18 protein-coding genes are annotated in these 19,282 nt (G+C 69.5%); 14 read left to right on the top strand and 4 right to left on the bottom strand.

Annotated features, from left to right (window positions below):
• Window positions 1-53 precede the first annotated feature (53 nt).
• The 4 genes from ACWDRB_RS29445 to ACWDRB_RS29430 all read left to right on the top strand — a co-directional run bounded on the left by ACWDRB_RS29445 (window position 54) and on the right by ACWDRB_RS29430 (window position 2,911).
• The gene (locus tag ACWDRB_RS29445; protein WP_192785743.1) at window positions 54-1,037 is read left to right on the top strand and encodes a TerC family protein; all 984 of its coding nucleotides are present in this window, start codon (window positions 54-56) and stop codon (window positions 1,035-1,037) included.
• A 108-nt stretch (window positions 1,038-1,145) separates the two neighbouring features.
• A complete protein-coding gene (locus tag ACWDRB_RS29440) occupies window positions 1,146-1,787 on the top strand; it encodes a phosphatidylserine decarboxylase (RefSeq protein ID WP_350739914.1) in 642 nt (213 codons plus the stop codon).
• Window positions 1,774-2,598 (top strand): CDP-diacylglycerol--serine O-phosphatidyltransferase, encoded by an 825-nt coding sequence (pssA, locus tag ACWDRB_RS29435; RefSeq protein ID WP_350739917.1) that lies wholly within the window; start codon window positions 1,774-1,776, stop codon window positions 2,596-2,598. The genes ACWDRB_RS29440 and pssA overlap by 14 nt, the downstream gene beginning before the upstream one ends.
• A gap of 37 nt (window positions 2,599-2,635) precedes the next feature.
• Window positions 2,636-2,911, top strand: coding sequence for a hypothetical protein (locus tag ACWDRB_RS29430; RefSeq protein ID WP_449898946.1), 276 nt, complete (start codon window positions 2,636-2,638; stop codon window positions 2,909-2,911).
• 309 nt (window positions 2,912-3,220) lie between these two features.
• Here the strand turns inward: ACWDRB_RS29430 and ACWDRB_RS29425 are convergent, their stop codons facing one another.
• Together ACWDRB_RS29425 and ACWDRB_RS29420 are read right to left on the bottom strand one after the other, a co-directional pair.
• Window positions 3,221-3,877, bottom strand: a complete 657-nt coding sequence (locus ACWDRB_RS29425; protein ID WP_350739922.1) for an MBL fold metallo-hydrolase — start codon at window positions 3,875-3,877, stop codon at window positions 3,221-3,223.
• On the bottom strand, window positions 3,874-4,488 hold the full coding sequence (locus tag ACWDRB_RS29420) for a maleylpyruvate isomerase N-terminal domain-containing protein (protein WP_449898944.1): 615 nt from the start codon (window positions 4,486-4,488) through the stop codon (window positions 3,874-3,876). The genes ACWDRB_RS29425 and ACWDRB_RS29420 overlap by 4 nt, the downstream gene beginning before the upstream one ends.
• Window positions 4,489-4,577: 89 nt before the next feature.
• Between ACWDRB_RS29420 and ACWDRB_RS29415 the strand changes: the two genes are divergently transcribed.
• Both ACWDRB_RS29415 and uvrA read left to right on the top strand, forming a co-directional pair.
• Entirely contained in the window at window positions 4,578-4,733 is a 156-nt protein-coding gene (locus ACWDRB_RS29415; RefSeq protein WP_449898941.1) for a hypothetical protein, read from the top strand.
• 225 nt (window positions 4,734-4,958) lie between these two features.
• Entirely contained in the window at window positions 4,959-7,799 is a 2,841-nt protein-coding gene (gene uvrA, locus ACWDRB_RS29410) for an excinuclease ABC subunit UvrA (protein WP_449898939.1), read from the top strand.
• A 571-nt stretch (window positions 7,800-8,370) separates the two neighbouring features.
• Here uvrA and ACWDRB_RS29405 read toward each other — a convergent pair.
• On the bottom strand, window positions 8,371-9,102 hold the full coding sequence (locus tag ACWDRB_RS29405) for a DUF2306 domain-containing protein (protein ID WP_449898936.1): 732 nt from the start codon (window positions 9,100-9,102) through the stop codon (window positions 8,371-8,373).
• A 766-nt stretch (window positions 9,103-9,868) separates the two neighbouring features.
• On the opposite strand from ACWDRB_RS29405, the gene ACWDRB_RS29400 reads away from it, so the two are divergent.
• The 7 genes from ACWDRB_RS29400 (at window position 9,869) to whiA (ending at window position 16,611) form a co-directional block, all read left to right on the top strand.
• A complete protein-coding gene (locus tag ACWDRB_RS29400; RefSeq protein ID WP_449898934.1) occupies window positions 9,869-10,285 on the top strand; it encodes a Rieske (2Fe-2S) protein in 417 nt (138 codons plus the stop codon).
• 142 nt (window positions 10,286-10,427) lie between these two features.
• Complete coding sequence (locus tag ACWDRB_RS29395) at window positions 10,428-10,901, top strand: Rieske (2Fe-2S) protein (RefSeq protein ID WP_350739937.1); 474 nt, start codon at window positions 10,428-10,430, stop codon at window positions 10,899-10,901.
• A gap of 45 nt (window positions 10,902-10,946) precedes the next feature.
• Window positions 10,947-11,393, top strand: a complete 447-nt coding sequence (locus ACWDRB_RS29390; RefSeq protein WP_192785735.1) for a Rieske (2Fe-2S) protein — start codon at window positions 10,947-10,949, stop codon at window positions 11,391-11,393.
• An 87-nt stretch (window positions 11,394-11,480) separates the two neighbouring features.
• The gene (gene uvrC, locus ACWDRB_RS29385) at window positions 11,481-13,409 is read left to right on the top strand and encodes an excinuclease ABC subunit UvrC (RefSeq protein WP_449898930.1); all 1,929 of its coding nucleotides are present in this window, start codon (window positions 11,481-11,483) and stop codon (window positions 13,407-13,409) included.
• 82 nt (window positions 13,410-13,491) lie between these two features.
• Window positions 13,492-14,358 carry an RNase adapter RapZ gene (rapZ, locus tag ACWDRB_RS29380; RefSeq protein ID WP_355384327.1) on the top strand — a complete coding sequence of 289 codons (867 nt, stop codon included), beginning with the start codon at window positions 13,492-13,494 and terminating at the stop codon, window positions 14,356-14,358.
• Window positions 14,359-14,696: 338 nt separating this feature from the next.
• Window positions 14,697-15,560, top strand: a complete 864-nt coding sequence (locus tag ACWDRB_RS29375; protein WP_435054344.1) for a uridine diphosphate-N-acetylglucosamine-binding protein YvcK — start codon at window positions 14,697-14,699, stop codon at window positions 15,558-15,560.
• Between the two features lie 70 nt (window positions 15,561-15,630).
• Entirely contained in the window at window positions 15,631-16,611 is a 981-nt protein-coding gene (gene whiA / locus ACWDRB_RS29370; protein ID WP_350739945.1) for a DNA-binding protein WhiA, read from the top strand.
• Between the two features lie 769 nt (window positions 16,612-17,380).
• Here the strand turns inward: whiA and ACWDRB_RS29365 are convergent.
• The gene (locus ACWDRB_RS29365; RefSeq protein ID WP_449898926.1) at window positions 17,381-17,935 is read right to left on the bottom strand and encodes a hypothetical protein; all 555 of its coding nucleotides are present in this window, start codon (window positions 17,933-17,935) and stop codon (window positions 17,381-17,383) included.
• A 273-nt stretch (window positions 17,936-18,208) separates the two neighbouring features.
• Here ACWDRB_RS29365 and gap point away from each other — a divergent pair, with 273 nt between their 5' ends.
• Window positions 18,209-19,213 carry a type I glyceraldehyde-3-phosphate dehydrogenase gene (gene gap, locus ACWDRB_RS29360; protein WP_350739951.1) on the top strand — a complete coding sequence of 335 codons (1,005 nt, stop codon included), beginning with the start codon at window positions 18,209-18,211 and terminating at the stop codon, window positions 19,211-19,213.
• The last annotated feature ends 69 nt before the right edge of the window (window positions 19,214-19,282 follow it).

Here is a 19,282-nt window from a genome sequence, read left to right as displayed (position 1 = left end):
AGCGGGCGGGAGAGACCTCCGGCAATGAGTCGTGCATGCCGGAGGGTCTTGACGTGACTGTACCCGTGTGGGCCTGGATCGCCGTGATCGGCGGTCTCCTTGTCGTCCTCGCCATTGACTTGTGGATAGTCGACCGTGGAGAAGCCCGAGAGTTCTCCATGCGGCAGGCCGGATACTGGGTGACCTTCTATGTCGCCCTCGCCATTGTGTTCGGAGTGCTCCTGTGGGCCACTGTCGGAGGAGACAAGGCCGGTGAGTTCTTCGCCGGCTACATCACCGAATACAGCTTGAGCGTCGACAACCTCTTCATCTTCTTCATCATCATGAGCAGATTCGCCGTGCCACGCGAATACCAGCACAAGGTGCTGCTCGTGGGCATCCTGCTCGCGCTGGTGATGCGCGGTATCTTCATCGCGCTCGGGGCCGCCGCCCTGGAGCGCTTCAGCTGGCTCTTCTACGTGTTCGGCGCCTTCCTCGTCTACACCGCGATCAACCTCATCCGCCAGCACCTCAAGGGCGAGGAAGAGGAGTTCAACGAGAACGTCGTGCTGAGGTGGGTGCGCAGGGCCTTCCCCACCACCGACGGGTACGTCGGCTCCAAGGTCACCGTCAAGATCGACGGCCGGCGCATGGTGACCCCGATGCTCATCGTGATGGTCGCGATCGGAAGCACCGACCTGCTCTTCGCGCTCGACTCGATTCCGGCGATCTTCGGGCTCACCAAGGACCCGTTCATCGTCTTCACGGCCAACGCGTTCGCCCTGATGGGATTGCGTCAGCTCTACTTCCTGCTGGGCGGGCTGCTGCAGCGACTGGTCTACATCAGCTATGGTTTGGCGTTCATCCTGGGGTTCATCGGGGTTAAGCTGATATTGGAGGCGTTGCACGCCAGCCATGTCTCCTGGGCGCCCGAAATTCCCATCTGGGTGTCGCTCTCGGTCATCGGCGCCACCATGGTCATCACCACCGTGGCCAGCCTGATCAAGGCCCGCATCGACGCGCGCAAGGGCGAGGAACCGCACCCGGAGCAGGTCTAGCGAAAAGGGCTTCGAGGCGCTTTGCTTGTGTAGTTGTGCCGTGTAATAGTTGCTAGTTCTGTAACATCACGGCAAAGCGCCCAATCCAGTCACCATCAAAGGTTGTACGTGTCAGACGATTCTGCCAAGTCGAGCCGCGTCAGGCTCGCACGCGGGGTCTCCCCGTGGCTCCTCCCGACGGTGGCCGCGGCGGCCGCCACCGCGCTGCTGACGCGCCGAGACCGGCGCTGGGCGCTCGCGGCGGTGCCGCTGAGCGCGCTCACCGGCGGTATGCTCTGGTTCTTCCGCGACCCTGACCGCACTCCCGGCGAGGGACGCGTCCTGTCGCCCGCCGACGGCGTGGTGCAGAGCATCGACCCGTGGCCGGACGGCCGCACCAGGGTCGCGATCTTCATGAGCCCGCTGAACGTACACGTCAATCGGGCCCCTCTTGCGGGAAATGTCACCTCCGTGCAGCATGTGGCAGGTGGGTTTCTGCCGGCGTTCAACAAGGACAGCGACCAGAACGAACGCGTGGTGTGGCATTTCGAGACCACGCTGGGCGACATCGAGATGGTGCAGATCGCGGGCGCGGTGGCGCGCAGGATCGTGCCATACGTGAGCAGCGGTGCGAAGGTGGCGCAGGCCGAGCGGATCGGGCTCATCAGGTTCGGTTCGCGCGTCGACATCTACCTTCCCGAAGGGATCTCTCCCGCGGTGTCCGTGGGTGAGAAGACGGTTGCGGGGGTGACCAGAATTGACCGCGGCTGACGCCGGCAGTTGGCAGGCGGATGAGGAAGAACCTCGTGGTCCCGTCGGCAAGGCGTTCCGCCTGTCCGCCGCGGACTCCCTCTCGCTGGGCAACGCGGTCTGCGGGTTCCTCGCGGTGTGCGTGCTGGCCTACTCCGCGATCCAGCAGCTGACGGTCGCCGGCGGTCATTTCACGCCCGTTCCCAGCTCTTTCGCCACCGCCATCGTGCTGCTGCTCATCGGCGCGACGTGCGACCTGTTCGACGGCCTCGTGGCGCGGCGTTTCCGAGCCTCCGCGATGGGCGCCGAGCTCGACAACCTGGCCGACGTCATCAGCTTCGGGTTCGCGCCCGCGTTCATGGTCGTGATCTGGGGCGGGTTCACCAAAGAGGTGCCGTTCCCGATGGTGGTCGGGGCGGCGGCGGCCGTGCTGGTGGCCGGCGTCGTACGCCTGGCCAGGTTCGCCTGCGTCAAGACCAAGAGCGGCGACTTCATGGGCCTGCCCATCCCCATGGGGGCCATGACCGTGATCTCCATCGTGCTGCTGTTCCAGCCGAGCGTCTGGTCCCTGCTGGCCGTGCTCGCCGTGGCGTGGCTGATGGTCAGCCGGATCGAGTACCCAAAGCCGAAGGGCCAGCTCCTGGCGGGCGTCCTGGGCTGGATCATGGTGAACGTGGCGTTCCTGACCTTCTGGGTGGCCTGGCCCGAGGGCGGCGACATGCCGATCAAGATCGGCGCGAGCATGCAGATCGCGCTCGTGGCGGCGATCCCTCTGCGGGTGCTGGTCTACAAGCGGGAGCAGCGCCGCGAGGCCGAACGTATTAACAACTGACCGGGATTTTTCGTCTTACTTCGGCTTTGATGGAGCCATGTCGGCTACGCCGCGCGAGCACACGCGCACGTACTATCTCGGCAAGCTGGCCACGGAGCTGGAGCAACGCGGGCTGACGGTCACGCTCCGGCCCTACCCGCCCGCGTTGCGGATCAGCGATCCCGACACGGCGCTGCTGGCGGAGACCGTCGACTGCGTGCCGATGTCCGAGGGATGGTTCTATCGGTGGTCGTGGGGCGAGGTCGTCGGCCTGGCCGACGACCCCGCCCTCGCCGCCGACCGCATCCTCCACGTCCTCTCCACCCATCCCTAGGCCCATCTTTTACGGCTGCGCACGGTGGGCCGCGCGCCGGTCTTCAAGCCCAGCTTTTACGGCTGCGCACGGTGGGCCGCACGCACCGACGTGGGTGGCCGTCTGTCATGGCCGGTCGTGAAGGCTCACGGGTTGCTCGCCGTGACGACGCGCGTTCTGGGCCGATTCCGTGATGAGTCTGACCACGGCGGCGTCGAGAGCGCGGCGCCCTCGCGGAAGAGGCGTTGCTTGCTCTCAGACGGTCGTCCCCAAGCGGCAGGCCGCGCAATTCCGTCCGAAACAGCGCGGCCCGCCCAAATGGCGCTTAGGTCACCAGCCGCGAGACTTCCATTCGGGGAGGGACGGGCGTTCGGTGGCGAGGGTGGTGTCCTTGCCGTGGCCCGGGTAGACCCAGGTCTCGTCGGGGAGGCGGTCGAAGATGCGCTCCACCACGTCGTTGTAGAGCTGGGTGAAGCGCTGCGGGTCCTTCTGGGTGTTGCCGACGCCGCCGGGGAACAGCGAGTCGCCCGTGAACAGGTGGTGTCCCGCCTCGCCGCCGTCGTACAGCAGGGCGATCGAGCCCGGCGTGTGGCCGCGCAGGTGGATGACCTCCAGCGTGACGGCGCCGACGGTGATCGTGTCGCCGTGCTCGACCGTGCGGTCCACCGGCACGGGCAGGGCGGGCGCGTCGAGCGGGTGGGCGATCACCTCGGCGCCGGTGACCTTGGTCAGCTGCTCAAGAGCCTGCCAGTGGTCGCCGTGCTGGTGGGTCGTGACGATCTCTCCGACCGGCCGGTCGGAGATCAGGGCGAGCAGCCGATCGGCGTCGGCGGCCGCGTCGATCAGCAGCCCGTCGCCGGTCTCCGAGCAACGCAGCAGGTACGCGTTGTTGTCGAACGGGCCGACGGCGAGCTTGTAGATCGTGAGCGCGGGCAGCTCGCGCACGTCGGCGGGGCCGCCGACCTGGACGTCACCTGTGTAGGTCATGGGTAGTCCTTCGGGGGTGTCGTGGGCAGATCAGCGGGGGCCGGCATCGTCAGCCACGGCGGCGGCTCCGGAAGGCCCTCGCCCGCGGGCGTGAACGACTGCCCCACTGGCACCAGGGTAACGCCCTCACCCCTCGACCGGCCGGTCGGCCAGGCCAGCATGTCGGGCGGCGCGCCCTCGGCCGTGGGGCCGGGGCCGAGGCCGGGCCACCTGGCGGTGATCTCGCCCGACGGGTTCTTGAGCATGATCTCGCTCACCGTGCCGCGGGCGTGCGGCCGGCAGGCGCGGCAGTCGTGGAGTTCGCGCAGGACGAACGGTGCGGGCCAGTCGGCGGGGCCGTACCCGGCGGCCAGGTCCACGTGGTGGAGGCCGATCTCGCGCAGGCGGCGTACCAGGAGGTACCAGGCGGGGTGCTCGGGCGGGCGCATGCCCTCCACCCGGGCCGACCAGCGGTCCTGGGGCAGGTCGCGGACGGCGGCGGCCAGGCGGGCGGCGCCGTCCCCGAGGTCGGCCAGGTGCCGGGCGGCCGGGCGGGTGGTGCCGGAGCGGCGAGCCTGGGGCGGAGAGCGGCAGCTTGCGTGACCAGCGGAGCCCCGTGCGAGCGCGACCATGGGCACGCCTCGATCGCGGCGGCCCTGGCCTCGTGGGAGGCGTACTGTGGGACTTTGACGCCCGTCTTCGCCCAGGTCAGGAGGTTGAGGTGGGAGTCGGCGTTCTGCGCGACGTGGGCGAGCACGTGTCCTCTGGTCCAGCCGGGCAGGAGGGAGGGCTCGGCGAGGTCGGCGTCGGACAGGGACGCGGCCGTGGCCAGCAGCCGGCCGGTGGCCGAGGCCGGCTCGGCCTGCAGCGCGAGTAGGACGGTCATGTCTGGATATTTCATCAGTTGGGGGCGTGGGCTGGCGCCCGGCATAAAGCCGCAGGTCAGCTGGTTGAATGTGGAAGGGCTCCTGCCGGGGTGGGAGATGGCCGTAACCTGTGAGGGACGGATTTTCGGGGGCCGGGCAACGGTCCGCCGAAATTGTCGGAGCCTCCGTCTACCATCCCCCGTGGACCTATCCGCCTTTTGACCTCCGGGATCGCCGTGGCAGACCGCCTGATCGTGCGTGGTGCACGAGAACACAACCTCAAGGACGTCTCGCTCGACCTGCCGCGAGACTCGCTGATCGTCTTCACCGGCCTGTCCGGCTCCGGGAAGTCGAGCCTGGCCTTCGACACGATCTTCGCTGAGGGCCAGCGGCGCTACGTCGAGTCGCTGTCGGCGTACGCCCGCCAGTTCCTCGGCCAGATGGACAAGCCCGACGTCGACTTCATCGAGGGCCTGTCGCCCGCGGTATCGATCGACCAGAAGGCCACCAGCAAGAACCCGCGCTCGACCGTCGGCACGATCACCGAGGTCTACGACTATCTGAGGCTGCTGTGGGCGCGCATCGGCAAGCCGCACTGCCCGGTGTGCGCGCGGCCGATCGCCAGGCAGACGCCCGAGCAGATCGTCGATCGCGTGATGGACCTGGAGGAGGGCACCCGCTTCCAGGTGCTCGCGCCGGTCATCAGGGGCCGCAAGGGCGAATACGCCGAGCTGTTCCGCGAGCTGCAGACCAAGGGTTTCGCCAGGGCCAGGGTCGACGGCACGGTCGTGCGGCTGGAGGAGCCGCCGAAGCTGAAGAAGTACGAGAAGCACGACATCGAGGTCATCGTCGACCGCCTGTCGGTCAAGGAGTCGGCGCGGCGCCGGCTCAACGACTCGGTCGAGACCGCGCTGCAGCTGTCCGGCGGCACGATCACGCTCGAGTTCGTCGACCTGCCGGAGGACGACCCCAACCGGGAGCGGTTCTACTCCGAGCACCTCTACTGCCCCTACGACGACCTGTCGTTCGAGGAGCTGGAGCCGCGCTCGTTCTCGTTCAACTCCCCGTTCGGCGCCTGCCCCGAGTGCACGGGCCTCGGCACGAAGATGGAGGTGGACCCCGACCTGGTGGTGCCCGACCCCGAGCGCACGCTCGGCGACGGCGCGCTCCACCCCTGGTCCGGCGGCCACACGAGCGAATACTTCGTCAGGCTGATCGAGGCGCTCGGCCACACGGTCGGGTTCACCCTCGACACGCCGTGGGAGAAGCTGCCGAAGAAGGCGCAGAAGTCGCTGCTGTACGGCCACGACGAGCAGGTCCACGTACGCTACAGCAACCGCTACGGTCGCCAGCGCTCCTACTACACCACCTACGACGGCGTCATCCCGTGGGTGCAGCGCCGGCATGCCGAGGCGGAGAGCGACTCGACCCGCGAGCGGTTCGAGGGCTACATGCGGGAGATCCCGTGCCCGGCCTGCAAGGGCGCCAGGCTCAAGCCGGTCACGCTGGCGGTCACCGTCGCCGACAAGTCGATCGCCGAGGTCGCGGCCATGTCGATCGGCGAGTGCGCGAAGTTCCTGGCCGGGCTCAAGCTGTCCGACCGCGACATGCACATCGCCGAGCGGGTGGTCAAGGAGATCAACGCCCGCATGGGCTTCCTGCTCGACGTCGGCCTCGACTACCTGACCATGGACCGCGCCGCCGCCACCCTGGCGGGCGGCGAGGCCCAGCGCATCAGGCTGGCCACGCAGATCGGCTCCGGCCTGGTCGGCGTCCTGTACGTGCTCGACGAGCCGTCCATCGGCCTGCACCAGCGTGACAACATGCGGCTGCTCGACACCCTCGTCCGGCTGCGCGACATGGGCAACACGCTGATCGTGGTCGAGCACGACGAGGACACGATCGCGGCGGCCGACTGGGTGGTCGACATCGGCCCCGGCGCCGGCGAGCACGGCGGCCAGGTCGTCGTGTCCGGCACCGTCCAGGACCTCCTGAGCAGCGAGGAGTCGCTGACCGGCCAGTACCTGTCCGGCCGCAAGAGCATCACGATCCCGGCCAAGCGCCGCAAGCGCGACAGGAAGCGGCAGATCACGGTCAAGGGGGCGCGCGAGCACAACCTCAAGGGTGTCGACATCGACTTCCCGCTGGGCGTGTTCACGGCGGTCACGGGTGTGTCGGGGTCCGGCAAGTCGACGCTGGTCAACGACATCCTCTACAGCGCGCTGGCCAAGGAGCTCAACGGCGCCCGCACGGTGCCGGGGCGGCACTCGCGGATCAACGGCATGGACCACGTGGACAAGGTCGTCCACGTCGACCAGTCGCCGATCGGGCGCACGCCGCGTTCCAACCCGGCCACGTACACGGGCGTGTTCGACCACGTCCGCAAGCTGTTCGCGGCCACGGCTGAGGCGAAGGTGCGCGGCTACCAGCCCGGGCGCTTCAGCTTCAACGTCAAGGGCGGGCGCTGCGAGGCGTGCGCGGGCGACGGCACCATCAAGATCGAGATGAACTTCCTGCCGGACGTCTACGTCCCCTGCGAGGTCTGCCACGGCGCCCGCTACAACAGGGAGACGCTGGAGGTCCACTACAAGGGCAAGACGATCTCCGAGGTGCTCGACATGCCGATCGAGGAGGCCCTGGGCTTCTTCGAGGCGATCCCGGCGATCAAGCGCCACCTGCAGACGCTCAACGACGTGGGTCTGGGCTACGTACGGCTCGGGCAGCCCGCGACCACGCTGTCCGGTGGCGAGGCGCAGCGCGTCAAGCTCGCCTCGGAGCTCCAGCGGCGGCAGACGGGGCGGACGATCTACGTCCTGGACGAGCCGACGACCGGGCTGCACTTCGAGGACATCCGGCGACTGCTGGGGGTGCTCGGACGGCTGGTCGACGGCGGTAACACGGTGATCGTGATCGAGCACAACCTCGATGTGATCAAGACCGCTGACTGGATCATCGACATGGGGCCTGAGGGTGGGTCCCGGGGCGGGACGCTGGTCGCCAGTGGGACGCCTGAGGAGGTGGCGCTGGTGGAGGAGAGCCACACGGGCCGCTTCCTGCGGAAGATTCTCTCCTTCTGAGTCGCGCCCGGGGGTGTCCTCGTGCCTGAATCCTGCATGGGGCGGTGTCCTCGTGCCTGAGTCCCGCACGGGGGTGTCCTCGTGCGGGCGGCAGATCTCGGTGTGGCCGATCGGGGCATCCGGTGGGGCCGCCTCGGTGTGGACCGCTGCGGCATCCCGGTGCGCGCGCAGCGGTCCGGGACGGCCGGGATGGGTCCGGGGTGCGCCGGGACGGGGTGCAGGCCAGACGCGGGGTGTCCGCGCGCGGGCGTTGCTGGTGGGAGCAGCGCCCACGTGGGGTGGTCGTGCTGGACGAGGTTGGGCTCGGAGTGCTGGTGCCTGGCGATATTCGTGCTTACGCGCGAAGTGGTGATGCCGGAGAGATGCGGTGTCCACACGCGCGGGTGTTGGGCGGACGTGGGTGCTCATGCGCGGTGGCGTGGGCAGCGTTCGTAGTTGTGCGTGGTGGCGCTGGGCGGTGTCCGTAGTTGTGCGCGGGGTGGTAACGGGGGGACGTTCGTAGCTTGTGCGCGGGTAGTAGCGGGGCGACGTTGGTTCTGTGCGCGGGGTGGTAGCGGGGCGAAGTGTGCGTTCAGGCTGCTTGGCGGCTTGCGGCGGCGCGGGCGCGGCGCTTGGCGGCGTCGCCGCGCTCCAGCCACCACTCGGCGAACAGCAGCGGCAGCACCCAGCCCAGCCACGCGCTCAGCGCGCTTACCATGCTCGCCAGCAGCGTCTCGTCGCCATGGAAGGTTGTCTCCAGTTCGGGCGACAGGGCGATGGTGAACACGACGCCCCAGAGGCGGTTCGTGATGATGGACAGGGTCAGGGCGAAGCTGCGGATCATCCACCGGCGGTGGTCGACGAACCTGCGCTGCCTGGCCATCCGCCAGCCCGCCAGCGTGCAGGCCACCCAGAGGGTTGCGAGTACAACGCCGCTGGCCGCCGTCACCGGGCCGAAGTACGGCGTGGTGACCGACACGATCAGGCCCAGCACGCCGCTGGGCAGGCAGCCGCCGAAGACGTACACGCGGCCGATCCGGCGGTGCGCGCGGGGATAGCGCTGGCGGAACCACGGCCAGATCTGCAGGCAGCACGTGATCATCGCGGTCGAGCCGAAGATCACGTGCAGGGACAGCACCGCGAAGTGAGGTGGGAAGAAGTCGGGGGCGGGCACGCGGGACTGGGCCGGGTTCATGGACAGGTAGGGCGGCAGCGAGAAGGCGACGAACGCGATCGCCACCACCGCCAGAGGGGCCACCCAGGGACGCCGCCACCAGCGGGGTCGGACGGGGGGTGTGGTCGGGCGTTCTGTCGTGAGAGTCATATGGGCAGGGTGGGCGTCGGCGCTGACCGCCGGCCTACCACCCGCTGACCGTCGATCACGCCGGGCGGTAGTCGAGTTCTCGCTTCGGCAACCGATTGCCGGGATGCCGACGGTTGTGGGGTCGCTGGGCCGTTTCGCTGGTGGGGGTGGTTGTGGGGCTGCGAGGCTGCCTCGCCGGTGTGAGCGGCTGAGGGCTGCTGGGCCGCGTTGCCAGCGTGGATGGCTGAGGGCTGCTTTGCTGCTCCGCTGGTGGGGAGTGTCGGGTCGCGTCGGCGCTGGAGTGGTTGGGGGTGTCGGGTGCCTTGCTAGTGGGGCTGCCGAGGCTGCCGGGCTTTCTCGCTGGTGGGGCTGTCGGGATCGCCTCGCTGCCGAGGGTGGTTGGGGTGTCGGGTTGCCTTGCTGGTGGGGGGTGGCCGGGGCCTACCGGGCTTCCATGCTGGGGTGGTTGAGGGTTGTTGGATCGCCTTGCTGGTCGGGTGGCTGGGGATTGGCGGGTCTTCTCGTCGGTGAGGGTGGCTGGGAAGCGGCTGGGCCGGTCGTCGGGGTCGATAATTGGGGGCTGGTGAGGTGCTGGCGGCCGTGCGGCGCGGTGGTGGCTGTGGTGGGGTGGAGTGGCCGGCTGGGTGGTGGTGGGGGGTGCTACCCGGCGGGGGGACCGAGGGGTGGCGGCAATAAGGTTGGGTGATGGTAACGGCTTGACCTGCAGGGGGTCAGCGGCGACGCGGAGGGTCGGCAGTTCATGACGGTTACGGAGGGGGGCGCAGCCGTGCCTGAAACGGGGCCTGAAGCGGGATTCGGGCGGCGCAAGGTGCTGGGGGCGGCCGGGGTCGCGGCGTGTTCGCTGGCGTTGGCGGGGTGTGGCGGGGGAGATGCCAAGGCCCAGCCGAGTCTCAAGGGCAAGGTCATCGCCAAGGTCGCCGACGTGCCCGTGGGCGGGGGCAAGGTGATCGAGGACCTGCAGGTCGTGGTGACCCAGCCCACGCAGGGGGTCTTCATGGCGTTCAGTTCGATCTGCACGCACAAGGGCTGCGCGGTCAGCACCCCCAAGGAGAACGTCATCAGGTGTGCCTGCCACGGCAGCGAGTTCGCCGCCGACAGTGGCAAGGCCACCAAGGGGCCCGCGAGTGCCCCGTTGACGTCCTACAAGGTCAGGGTCGAGGGTGACGGCATCGTGGTCGCCTGAAGTGGCGGGTGAAGTGGCGGCGTGAAGTGGCCTGCTGAACACGTACTTATGCGTAGAGAACCGGATTGGGCTCGGGCACGCTGAACCGGCGCGAGGGCGCTGGCCGTACCTGAAGTGAAAGCCAATCTGGGAGGAACACACCATGACGGAAACGACTCGCCGGGCGATGATGCTCGGCGCCGGCGGCGCCGGGCTCGCGGCGGTTCTGACGGCGTGTGCGAGCTACGGCTCGCCGACGACGGAGGCGAGTGCGGAGCCGCCGGCGGAGGAGCCCGCCGAGGAGTCGTCGTCGCCGAAGAAGAAAAAGGCCGAGGCGAAGAGCGGCGGCGGCAAGGCGCTGGCTGACACGGCCGATATCCCCGAAGGCGGTGGGAAGGTCTTCGAGAACGAGAAGATCGTGGTCACGCAGCCGACTGCCGGGGAGTTCAAGGCGTTCACGGCGGTCTGCACCCACGCGGGCTGCACGGTCGCCACCGTCGCGAACAAGACGATCAACTGCCCTTGTCACGGCAGCAAGTTCAACATCAGCGACGGCTCCGTCAAGGACGGGCCCGCGAGCGAGCCGCTTGAGGAGAAGAAGATCACCGTGGACGGAGACAAGATCAAGCTCGCGTAGATCGCGTCTCATGAATTTCTCACCTAGGTGCGGTTGGGTGAGCGCATGGGAGATGACCTTCAGAGTCGCCGTGCAGTGTTCGCGAGCGTCGGTGCGGGCGGCCTCGCGCTGGCGCTCACCGCCTGCGGCGGCGGCACCGATACCGCACAGTCCGCCGGCACCGCCTCCGAGTCGAGCGCCCCGCAGTCCGGCGCGCCGCAAGCCGGTGGGGCGCTGGCCAAGACCGCCGACATCCCCGTCGGCGGCGGGACGATCTTCAAGGACCAGAAGATCGTGGTGACGCAGCCCACTTCGGGTGAGTTCAAGGCGTTCAGCGCCGTGTGCACGCACAACGGGTGCACGGTCGGCAGCGTCTCGGACGGGGTGATCGTCTGCCCGTGTCACAACAGCAAGTTCGCCATCGCGGACGGCTCGGTCAAGGACGGACCGGCCGACAAGCCGCTGCCCGCGCAGCAGATCAAGGTTGAGGGCGACCAGATCACGCTCGCGTAGGCGGGCCCCTTCTCAGGGAGGGCCCGCCGCGCCTGGTGGGAAGGCGCGGCGGGCAACCTTGTCGGTGGGGGCTACTAGTCTTTGAACGTGGCGAGATCAGCGGGCACCCCCTTGAGTTTCCGGCCCAAGCCGGGTTCGATCCCCGATTCCCCGGGGGTCTACCGGTTCAGGGACGCGCACGGCCGGGTGATCTACGTCGGCAAGGCCAAGAGCCTGCGCCAGCGGCTCAATTCGTACTTCGCCGACTTCTCCGCGCTGCACCCGCGGACCCAGACGATGCTGACCACGGCCGCCGACGTCGACTGGACCGTCGTCGGCACCGAGGTCGAGGCGCTGCAGCTCGAATACTCCTGGATCAAGGAGTTCGACCCGCGCTTCAACGTGAAATACCGCGACGACAAGTCGTACCCCTACCTCGCGGTCACCATGGGCGAGGACTTCCCGCGCGTGCAGGTCATGCGCGGGGCCAAGCGCAAGGGCACGCGCTACTTCGGCCCCTATTCGCACGCGTGGGCCATCCGCGAGACCGTCGACCTGCTGCTGCGGGTCTTCCCGGTGCGCACGTGCACGGCGGGGGTGTTCAAGCGGGCCGGCCAGATCGGCCGCCCGTGCCTGCTCGGCTACATCGACAAGTGCTCGGCGCCGTGCGTCGGCCGGGTCACCCCGGAGGAGCACCGCGAGCTGGCCGAGGACTTCTGCGACTTCATGGCGGGCAACACCAGCCGCTTCATCAAACGCCTCGAGAAGGAGATGCGCGAGGCCGCCGGCGAGCAGGAGTACGAGCGCGCCGCGCGGTTGCGCGACGACATCCAGGCGTTGCAGCGGGCGCTGGAGAAGCAGGCCGTGGTGCTCGGCGAGGGCACCGACGCCGACGTGATCGCGCTGGCCGAGGACCCGCTCGAAGCCGCCGTTCAGGTCTTCTACGTGCGCGGCGGCCGCATCCGCGGCCAGCGCGGCTGGGTGGTCGACAAGGTCGAGGAGAGCTCCCCCGGTGAGCTGGTCGAGCAGTTCCTGCTCCAGATGTATGCCGAGGCGAGCCCCGACTCGATGCCGCGCGAGGTGCTCGTGCCCGCGCTGCCGCCCGACAACGACGCGGTCGCCGAGCTGCTGACCGAGCAGCGCCGGGCCCGTGTCGAGGTGCGCGTGCCGCAGCGCGGCGACAAGAAGTCGCTGATGGAGACCGTCGAGCGCAACGCCAAGGAGTCGCTGGCGCAGCACAAGATCCGCCGCGCCAGCGATCTGACCACCCGCAGCAAGGCGCTGCAGGAGATCGCCGACGCGCTCGACCTCGACCAGGCGCCGCTGCGCGTCGAGTGCTACGACGTCTCCCACCTGCAGGGCGAGAACGTCGTGGCGTCGATGGTCGTCTTCGAGGACGGGCTGGCGCGCAAGAGCGAATACCGGCGCTTCGCCGTCAAGACCAAGGAGGGCGACGTCGCCTCGATCTACGAGGTGATCATGCGCCGCTTCCGCCGCTACCTGGAGGAACGCTCGGCCACCGGCGAGCTGGTCGCCGACGACGACACCGGCCACGGCCCCATCGACCCTGAGACCGGCAAACCGCGCAAGTTCGCCTATCCGCCCAACCTCGTCGTCGTCGACGGCGCGGGTCCCCAGGCGGCCGCCGCGCAGCGGGCGCTCGACGAGCTCGGCATCGACGACGTGTCCGTGTGCGGGCTGGCCAAGCGGCTGGAGGAGGTGTGGTTGCCCGGCGATGACCAGCCGGTGATCATGCCTCGTTCAAGCGAGGGTCTCTACCTGCTGCAACGCGTGCGGGACGAGGCACACAGGTTCGCCATCACCTACCATCGTTCCAAGAGGTCCAAGACGGTGAAGGAGAGCGCGCTCGACGGCGTGCCCGGCCTCGGGCCGGCGCGCAGGCAGGCGCTGCTCAAACACTTCGGCTCCGTGAAGAAGCTACGCGAGGCCACTGCCGCGGAAATGTGCGAGGTTCCCGGCATCGGCCCGTCCATCGCCGAGGTCATCGTGTCGACACTGAAGGGAGAGTCACCATGATCTCGCCAGGATGCCACGGCGTGTCCGGGTGCCTCCGCCATGGTGGCGCGCCCGGGCAGGGCGTGCGGGACGGAGAGAGGCAATGAGCACCGAGCCGGCGTTCGTCATCGTCACCGGCATGTCCGGGGCGGGGCGCAGCACAGCCGCCAAAGCGCTCGAGGACCTGGGCTGGTTCGTCATCGACAACCTGCCGCCCGGGCTGCTGTTCGCGATGGCGGAGGAGGCGGGCAAGGTCAAGCTGGCGGCCGACAAGGTGGCGGCCGTCGTCGACGTGCGCAGCCTGGCCTTCACCACCGACCTCAACGCGGCCATCGAGGAGCTCGAGGGACGCGGCGTGCGGGTGCGGGTGGTGTTCCTGGAGGCCAGCGACGAGGAGCTGGTGCGCAGGTTCGAGAACGTCCGCAGGCCACATCCCCTCCAGGGAGAAGGGCGCCTGGTCGACGGGATCACCCGTGAGCGGGGGATCCTGCGGGAGGTCAGGGCCAACGCCGACCTGGTGATCGACACCTCGTCGCACAACGTCCACGACCTGCGCAACAAGATCGTCGCGTACTTCGGCGGTGAGGACCGGCCGGGGCTGCGGCTCAACGTCGTGTCCTTCGGGTTCAAGTACGGGCTGCCGGTGGACGCCGACCTGGTGGTCGACTGCCGGTTCCTGCCCAATCCGCACTGGGTGCCGGACCTGCGGCCGATGAACGGGCTCGACGCGCCCGTGCGCGACTACGTCCTCGGGCAGCCGGGGGCCAAGGAGTTCCTCGACGCGTACGAGGAGGTCCTGCAGGTGGTCGCGGCCGGATACGCGCGCGAGGGCAAGAGTTACGCGACGCTCGCGGTGGGCTGCACGGGCGGCAAGCACCGTAGCGTGGCCATGGCCGAACAGGTCGGCGCCCGCCTGCGCGACCGTGGGATGGAGGTCCAGGTGAGCCATCGGGATGTGGGGCGGGAGTGACCGATGAAGGCTTCGCAGCAGCAGGTTCACCGCGGTCGGCGGAGGGCGGGCTTCCCGGCGCCGTGACCCGCTCGGACGCGCCTGGACCGCCCGCGGTGGGTCCGGGCTCTGAAGGGCGTGCTGAGAGTACGGGTTCTGAGGGGGCCGGTGTGGGGCGTGAGGAGAACCCGGACCCGGCCTCGGAGGGTGACGTGTGCCCGGTGCGGCTCGCGCGGCCGGCCGCGGGCAATCCGGTGCCGGAGCGCGGGACGTACACGCGGACGTTCTCGGGGTTCGGGCCGCACGTCGTGGCGCTGGGCGGCGGGCACGGGCTCTACGCGTCCCTGTCCGCATTACGGATGGTGACCGACCGGTTGACCGCCGTGGTGACCGTCGCCGACGACGGCGGGTCCAGCGGGCGGCTGCGGCGCGAGCTCGGCGTGCTGCCCCCCGGCGACCTGCGGATGGCGCTCGCCGCGCTGTGCGGCGACGACGAGTGGGGCAGCACCTGGAGCGAGGTGGTGCAGCACCGCTTCCGCAGCGAGGGCGAGCTGCACGGGCACGCCGTCGGCAACCTGCTCATCGTGGCCCTGTGGGAGCTGCTCGGCGACCCCGTGGCCGGGCTCGACTGGGTCGGACGCCTGCTGGGCGCGCACGGCCGGGTGCTGCCGATGGCGTCGGTGCCGCTCGACATCGTGGCCGAGGTGGAGCTCGACGGCGTCAGATCGACCGTGCGCGGGCAGGTGGCGTGCGCGCTGACGCCTGGACGGGTGCAGGCGATCTCGCTCGTGCCCGAGGACCCGCCCGCGCGGCCCGAGGCGGTCGAGGCGGTGCAGGAGGCCGACTGGGTGGTGTTCGGGCCGGGATCGTGGTTCACCAGCGTGCTGCCGCATCTCAAGGTGCCCGAGCTGGCCAGGGCCCTGCACTCGACCAAGGCCAAGCGGCTCGTGACCCTCAACCTGGCGCCCCAGCCGGGTGAGACGGACGATTTCTCCTCCCAGCAGCACCTGGAGGTGCTCAGGCAGCACGCTCCCGACCTGTCGATCGACGTCGTGCTCGCCGACACCGGAGTGGTGGACGACCCCGGCGCGCTGGACAAGGCCGCTGCGGCGCTCGGCGCACGGCTCGTGATGGCCGACGTGGCCGCCGCGGACGGCTCGCCGAGGCATGACCCACGACGTCTTGCCTCCGTCCTGGACGAGATTTTCCTCCAGAAGCGTTGATCCTGGTCGGCGTGGCGCGAAGGTGCGAGAGACTGCTGAGAGCCGGTCTGATGGGGGAGAGGACTAACGCATGGCCATGACAGGTGTGGTGAAAGACGAACTGAGCCGCCTGCCGGTGCTGAAGCCGTGCTGCCGCAAGGCGGAGGTTTCCACGCTGCTGCGATTCGCCAGCGGCCTGCACCTGGTGGGCGGACGGATCGTGATCGAGGCCGAGCTCGACACGAACGCCACCGCACGGCGACTGATCAAGGACATCGGCGAGGTGTTCGGGCACAAGGCCGAGGTGCTGGTGCTCGCGCCCGCCGGCCTGCGCAAGGGCTCGCGCTACGTCGTGCGGGTCTACCGCGACGGCGAGGCGCTCGCGCGCCAGACGGGCCTCATCGACAACCACGGCCGCCCGGTGCGCGGCCTGCCCCGCCAGGTGGTGGCGGGGGCCGCCTGCGACGCCGAGGCCGCCTGGCGCGGCGCGTTCCTCGCGCACGGCTCCCTCACCGAGCCGGGGCGTTCGATGTCGCTCGAGGTCACCTGCCCGGGTCCGGAGGCGGCGCTCGCCCTGGTGGGCTCGGCGCGGCGGCTCAAGATCCACGCCAAGGCGCGCGAGGTGCGCGGCGTCGACCGCGTCGTGGTGCGCGACGGCGACGCCATCAGCGCGCTGCTCACCCGCCTGGGGGCGCACGACAGCGTGCTGGCCTGGGAGGAGCGCCGGATGCGCCGCGAGGTCCGGGCCACCGCCAACCGGCTGGCCAACTTCGACGACGCCAACCTGCGGCGGTCGGCGCGGGCGGCGGTGGCGGCGGGGGCGCGGGTGCAGCGCGCTCTGGAGATCCTCGGGGACGAGGCGCCCGATCATCTGGTGGTGGCGGGGCGGCTGCGGGTGGAGCACAAGCAGGCGTCTCTGGAAGAGCTGGGGCAGATCGCCGACCCGCCGCTGACCAAGGACGCCATCGCGGGGCGGATCCGGCGGCTGCTGGCCATGGCCGACAAGCGCGCCTCCGACATGGGCATCCCCAACACCGAGGCCAACCTCACCGTCGACATGCTGGCCCCGTGACTTTTTAGGTCTCCGGATGCCGCGGCTGTGCCTGGTGGGGGCCCGGTCACCTGCTGCGGCGTGCGCTTCAAGCCCGTCTCTTACGGCTGCGCACCGGTCTGGCCCAGCTTTTACGGCTGCGCACGGTGGGCCGCACGCGCCGACGTGGGTGGCCGTCTGTCATGGCCGGTCGTGAAGGCTCACGGGTTGCTCGCCGTGACGACGCGCATTCTGGGCCGGCTCCGTGGTCGGCTTGGCCGGGGGCCGATGGCTGGTGCGTTGCGTGGATGGCTGGAGCGCCTGGTGTGCGGCCAGTGGCTGCAGCGCCGGTGCTCCGGGTGCCGGTGGCTCGTGAGCCGTGGATTCGCGGTGGCTGTGCGCGGCGCAGGAGGGCCCAGAGGCGACGTGCTGGCTCGTTGGGTGCCGGTGGTCGGTCGGCGGGTGGTCGGGGTGCGCAGGCGGTCCACCGGCTGGTTGGAGCACTTGGCTGGTTGGCGCCGGGTTGGGCGTTGGCCGGGGTTGGGCGCTGGCTGGGCACTTGGGTGGGTCGGCGCCCGGTGAGCCGGCGTCCGGAGGGTGGGCCGACGAGCGGTCGGGAGCGCCGGTCGGCGGGTTGCCGAGTTGCCAGGGGCGCGCATGTCGGTGGGTTGCCGGGTTTTGGGGCGGCTGGGTGCGCCTGTCGGCGGTGTGGAGCGGCTGGGGCGCGTCCTGTCGGTGGGCCGGCAGGCGGTCGCGGTGTGCCTGTCAGTGGGGCGGGGGTGGGGCCCCGGGACAGGTGGGGTGGGGGTGGTCAGTCCTTGGTGGGGTTGCGGGGGGTGAACAGGTCCGTTGTCGGCTTCGGGGTGGGGGCCTGGGCGGGCTCGAACGGGGCGCGGTACTCCGGCTCCGCCGACTCCGACTCCGCCTCGGCCGCCTGGGCCCTCTGGGCGCGGCGGACCCGTACCACGCGCAAAGTCAGCAGGAGCAGCGCGGCGAGGGCGGCCACGGCGATGTAGAGCCAGGCCGCCCACGACACCGAGAGCGGATCCCGGTAGAGCGCGGGCGCGAAGGGGAGGCCGGCGGAGAAGTTGTCCAGCGTGATGTCGGACAGGTCGGCGGGGCCGCGCTCGGCGGGCGGGGTGTGCAGGGTGGAGCCGATCATGATCGACGAGCCGGCGATCTGACCCGCGGCCATGGCGCCGCCCGCGTACAGCGCGGCCACGGGGATCAGGAGGATGCTGCGGGGCCGTACCGCGCCCATCGCCAGGGCGACGATCAGGGCGACCACGAGAGACGAGGCCAGCGACAGCGGATGGCCGTTGCCGAAGGCGATCACGGCGGCGGGCAGGCGGGTCTGGAACAGCACGGCCGCCCCCAGCACTGCCGCGCTGACCAGCGCAGATAGTACGCCTACAATGAGTCCGGGCAGCAGGCCGGACCGCTTGTGTGACATCTCAGCCCCCAGAGAATGCACGAATTTACATCGATGAGTCGGGCACTTTACTCGAACCTCGCAAAACGTGCCTCCGGAACGCTGATTCACATGCGGGGACCTGCAGTGGTCTAAACCAATTTAGGTCCGATAGGGTTCGTGGTTGAGGTTTCAGCCCGCCACCTGGTTTCGAGGAGATCGGTTCCCGTGAGCATCCGCGTAGGCGTCAACGGCTTCGGCCGCATCGGTCGCAACTTCTGGCGCGCTGTCGCCGCCAGCGGCAAGGACATCGAGATCGTCGCGGTCAACGACCTGACCGACAACGCGACGCTCGCCCACCTGCTGAAGTACGACAGCATCCTGGGCCGCCTGCCTTACGAGGTGAAGGCCACGAGCGACGAGATCGCGGTCGACGGCAAGGCGATCAAGGTCTTCGCCGAGCGCGACCCGGGCAAGCTGCCCTGGGGCGACCTCGGTGTGGACGTGGTCGTGGAGTCGACGGGCCTGTTCACCGACGCCACGAAGGCCAAGGTGCACGCCGAGAACGGTGCGAAGAAGGTCATCATCTCCGCTCCGGCGAAGAACGAGGACGTCACGATCGTGATGGGCGTCAACGAGAAGAGCTACGACCCGTCCAGCCACACGATCATCTCCAACGCCTCCTGCACGACCAACTGCCTGGCGCCGATGGCCAAGGTCATTCACGACACCTTCACCATCGAGAAGGGTCTGATGACCACCATCCACGCGTACACGCAGGACCAGAACCTCCAGGACGGCCCGCACGGCGACCTGCGCCGCGCCCGCGCCGCCGCGCTCAACGTGGTGCCCACCTCCACCGGCGCCGCCAAGGCCATCGGCCTGGTGCTGCCCGAGCTCAAGGGCAAGCTCGACGGCTTCGCCATGCGCGTGCCGATCCCCACCGGCTCGGCCACCGACCTCACCGTCGACGTCAGCCGCGAGGTCACCGTCGAGGAGGTCAACGCCGCGGTCAAGGCCGCCGCCGAGGGGCCGCTCAAGGGCATCCTCAGCTACACCGAGGACCAGATCGTCTCCTCCGACATCGTCACCGACCCGCACTCGTGCATCTTCGACGCCGGCCTGACCAAGGTCATCGGCAACCAGGTCAAGGTCGTCGGCTGGTACGACAACGAGTGGGGCTACTCCAACCGCCTCGCCGACCTGATCGAGCTGGTCGGCCGCGACCTCTGACCCACCGAGTCCGTGGGGGAACGCCGTTGCCTTGCCCGGTGAGGGAGGGCAACGGCTCAGAGCGAACAA

The sequence above is a fragment of the Nonomuraea sp. NPDC003707 genome (genome assembly GCF_053587055.1).
Note: the sequence above shows the minus strand (reverse complement) of the source record. Positions and strands in the feature narration are given on the sequence as shown.

What these genes read in the sequence shown, in the direction of transcription:
- ACWDRB_RS29430 (WP_449898946.1), top strand. Translation starts at nt 2,636, where the DNA reads ATGTCGGCTACGCCGCGCGAGCACACGCGCACGTACTATCTCGGCAAG.
- ACWDRB_RS29425 (WP_350739922.1), bottom strand. Translation starts at nt 3,877, where the DNA reads ATGACCTACACAGGTGACGTCCAGGTCGGCGGCCCCGCCGACGTGCGC.
- ACWDRB_RS29420 (WP_449898944.1), bottom strand. Translation starts at nt 4,488, where the DNA reads ATGGTCGCGCTCGCACGGGGCTCCGCTGGTCACGCAAGCTGCCGCTCT.
- ACWDRB_RS29405 (WP_449898936.1), bottom strand. Translation starts at nt 9,102, where the DNA reads ATGACTCTCACGACAGAACGCCCGACCACACCCCCCGTCCGACCCCGC.
- ACWDRB_RS29395 (WP_350739937.1), top strand. Translation starts at nt 10,428, where the DNA reads ATGACGGAAACGACTCGCCGGGCGATGATGCTCGGCGCCGGCGGCGCC.
- ACWDRB_RS29390 (WP_192785735.1), top strand. Translation starts at nt 10,947, where the DNA reads ATGGGAGATGACCTTCAGAGTCGCCGTGCAGTGTTCGCGAGCGTCGGT.
- rapZ (WP_355384327.1), top strand. Translation starts at nt 13,492, where the DNA reads ATGAGCACCGAGCCGGCGTTCGTCATCGTCACCGGCATGTCCGGGGCG.
- ACWDRB_RS29375 (WP_435054344.1), top strand. Translation starts at nt 14,697, where the DNA reads ATGGTGACCGACCGGTTGACCGCCGTGGTGACCGTCGCCGACGACGGC.
- whiA (WP_350739945.1), top strand. Translation starts at nt 15,631, where the DNA reads ATGGCCATGACAGGTGTGGTGAAAGACGAACTGAGCCGCCTGCCGGTG.